The sequence below is a fragment of the Vibrio sp. V10_P2A27P122 genome (assembly GCF_963874335.1).
Taxonomy (GTDB): domain Bacteria; phylum Pseudomonadota; class Gammaproteobacteria; order Enterobacterales; family Vibrionaceae; genus Vibrio; species Vibrio anguillarum.
Genome location: NZ_CAWNHY010000174.1, coordinates 1 through 3241, shown reverse-complemented (window position 1 = coordinate 3241; position 3241 = coordinate 1). Strand labels below are relative to the sequence as shown.

At 42.1% G+C, this 3241-nt stretch carries 3 protein-coding genes; all 3 read right to left on the bottom strand.

Going from position 1 to position 3241, the window contains the following annotated elements:
- Window positions 1-2: 2 nt before the first annotated feature.
- Entirely contained in the window at window positions 3-563 is a 561-nt protein-coding gene (locus AACQ17_RS07945) for an acyltransferase (protein WP_170935185.1), read from the bottom strand.
- A gap of 63 nt (window positions 564-626) precedes the next feature.
- Complete coding sequence (locus tag AACQ17_RS07940; RefSeq protein WP_094147328.1) at window positions 627-2396, bottom strand: polysaccharide deacetylase family protein; 1770 nt, start codon at window positions 2394-2396, stop codon at window positions 627-629.
- A 203-nt stretch (window positions 2397-2599) separates the two neighbouring features.
- Window positions 2600-3241 (bottom strand): NAD-dependent epimerase/dehydratase family protein (locus AACQ17_RS07935; RefSeq protein WP_094167754.1); only part of this gene is annotated, 642 nt, incomplete at its 5' end.

Here is a 3241-nt window from a genome sequence, read left to right as displayed (position 1 = left end):
GTTTAAAAAGTCAACTCTTCCTGCCAAACTATAGAATCAGCGATAACTCGAGCAGGATTACCCGCTGCTGCTGAGTTATCGGCAACGAAATGTGTTACTGTTGAGTTAATACCAACGATCGAACCATTGCCAATTGACACGCCTTTTAATACAGTGACGTTATCGGCTAACCAAACTCGTGAACCGATATAAATACTTTTAGCTAAATTGATACGCTTCCCATCACGCAATATATCATGGCCATCACTGGTCATTATCTTTACATTACGTGAAAACATACAGTTGTCACCGATAACAAGTTGAGTATTACGTTCTCGGCAAGAGAAAAAGCAATTCTCCCCTATAACACAATTTGTCCCGATTTCTAAGGTACAGTTTTCACCATTCAACTCAATTGAGACGCCTTTTAAATTAGCACCATCATGAATGATAAGGTGATTGTTTTTACCATTAACGTGAATGTCACAGTAACGGATTCGAGTATTTTTACCAACCTGAATATGATTGTTCGGTTTAATCCTAATTTTATTACGCAATTTTTCTATAAAAGAGAAACCAGACATATTCAATCCCTTAGTATGAGCTTAGGTTAATAAACTAAAGTTGTTATTATTTGCACGCCATAGTTAGTTTCCTAATTTACGAAACGTATAATTACCGCGCACTTTGCGCCATAGGCCAAACACATCGGTTTTAGGGAAAATAGCAATACGTCGTATTTGATATGGATCTTGATGAATTAACAATGGGCCGCTGTTGGTTGCAACCGCAAATTGATAGCCACATTGATGCACGATCTGTTTTGAGTGCGCATCATGATCGCCATAGGGGTATGCAAAAGAAACCAGTTGTTCGCCTAGTAGCTCTTCGAGTTCAAGCTTATTGCGTGAGATCTCTTTACGCTGTTCAGATTCACTGAGTTTGCTGAGAAATGGATGAGTCATTGTATGGCCGCCAATTTCAACTAGCCCTGAATCGTGTAATGCTTTGACTTGCTGACGAGACATTAAAGGCACTGGTTTTTCTGGGTTGCTCGGTACTTCAACATCCCAACGGTTAAAATCCTCCCCCGTTACTACATAGACAACCGCTTTAAAACCGTATTTTCGTAATAGCGGCAACATCAATTCGTAGTTATCTTGATAGCCGTCATCAACCGTTAAGATGATATAGCGCCTGCCTGATTCAAGGCGGTGAATAAGCCCTTTATCCGCTAAATCTTTAAAGGTTAGCGTTTCAAACCCCATTTTTTTTAGCAGGTTGAAGTGCTTTCCAAGCATGTCAATATGCAGATAGGTACCATGTACGCCCTTTTCACTTTCATCCTTAATAAAGCGATGATACATAATAATCGGCATCTCTTTACGCAGCTTTTCAACATAAACCGTTTGATAAATATCTTCTATTTGATCGACCACATTGGTTAAGCTGTAGCTGTTGTGGATTATCTCACTGACTTGTGGTGAACAGTGCGGCGTTTTTAACCCTTGTTCTACATATTGACTAACTTTTGAAAAATCAATATCGAGATCTTTAGGCCCGATGTCACCGAAGTTGCTTGCCATGGCCGCAGCGATATTATCGTCATCGACAATACCAATTGCACTTGCCTCACCGATTGCCAGGGTAGGCCGTCCACACAGCAAAGATTCCATTGCCACTCTGCCAGCCCCAATGACTAAGTCTGATTGAGCAAGTATCGAGACGACATCTTGTGAATAACCAAGAAAGTGAACGTCAGAAGTAAACTTATCAAAACGCGCTTCAATTTTAGAGCCAGATATGACCTGAATCTGGTATTTTGCTGAGTCTAAACACTCATCGAGCAACCGATAGCAAAGATCCCCTTTGGGGCCGGTTAACCTACCAATAATACTGACCACGGGTTTGCTATTTTGAGGAGCGTTTTGCCAAGTGAATTCTTGCGTTTCAATGCCGTTTCGGCTTACGGCGAGCGAGCTTTGTGGAACATTCAATTCAGTCATGAGTTGTTGTTCAATGGCCTCACAAACCGGTAGTGCTTTGTCACCCATGGCGTGAAATTTTTTACGAGATGCGTGTACAGGCTGACGACCATGTACTGTGGTGACCATAGGCGTATTTGTTAATTTGCAAGCAATGTGACAACTCCAACTGGAGGCGCGAGAGTGAGCATGCACTAGTTGGATATGGTGTTTCTTAATCAGATAAATAAGATAACCCACATGCCAAAAGCGGCGAGGAATACTGCGTTTATTAAAACGGAGTTTATAAAATAGCCCTTGGTGAGGTTTTGTTAGCGTATCGGAAACATAAAATACCTTATGCCCACGCTTTGTCAGTTCATCGCCAGCGGTTGTGGCGTAAACCTCTGCCCCAGTGACCTCAAGTTGAGATAAGGCCATTAATATATTCATCAATACTCCACGAGTTAGCAGCAAATGCTTTTCATATGTCTAAAAAACACGATCAATTTTTCATTCTTCCCTCTTCCAATCGTCACTCCATATTAGTCTTCCATTGAGAGGAGAGATCTATTAGTTACTGCCTTTTAGGGAGAGGTGTTTACTAGTTCCTCTCCCTTTTAGGGGAGGTTAGGAGGGGGTGATTACAGCCATCACTACTTATTAATCAACGTCATATACTCAGCCACACCTTCAGCCACCGTCTTAAATTGATGCTGGCAACCTGCGGCGCGCAATTTCGTTAAATCGGCCTCGGTGAACTCTTGGTACGCACCTTTTAAGTGCTCTGGGAATGGAATGGTTTCAACCTCACCTTTACCATGGTGCTTGATAACGGCTTTAGCGACTTCTTGGAAAGATTCAGCATTGCCAGTACCTAAGTTATAAATACCGGATACTCCGCTGTTCATAAACCATAAATTCACAGCCGCAACGTCACCTACATAAACGAAATCACGCTGGAAGGTTTCACTACCAGCAAACAGTTTCGGGTTTTCACCCGCATTCATTTGATTATTTAAATGAAAAGCAACAGAAGCCATTGAGCCTTTGTGCTGTTCACGCGGGCCATAGACATTGAAATAACGAAAACCGGTAATTTGGGAAAGGGTCTCACCGTGTGCTTGTGCTTCTTGCCAAATGCGGCGCACATAGTTATCAAATTGCTGCTTGGAATAGCCGTATACATTCAGCGCACCTTCATACTCTTTTTCTTCAATGAAGGTATCGGTATCGCCATAGGTTGCGGCTGATGAAGCATACAAAAATGGAATGTCGCGCTCTAAGCAGTAGTGTAG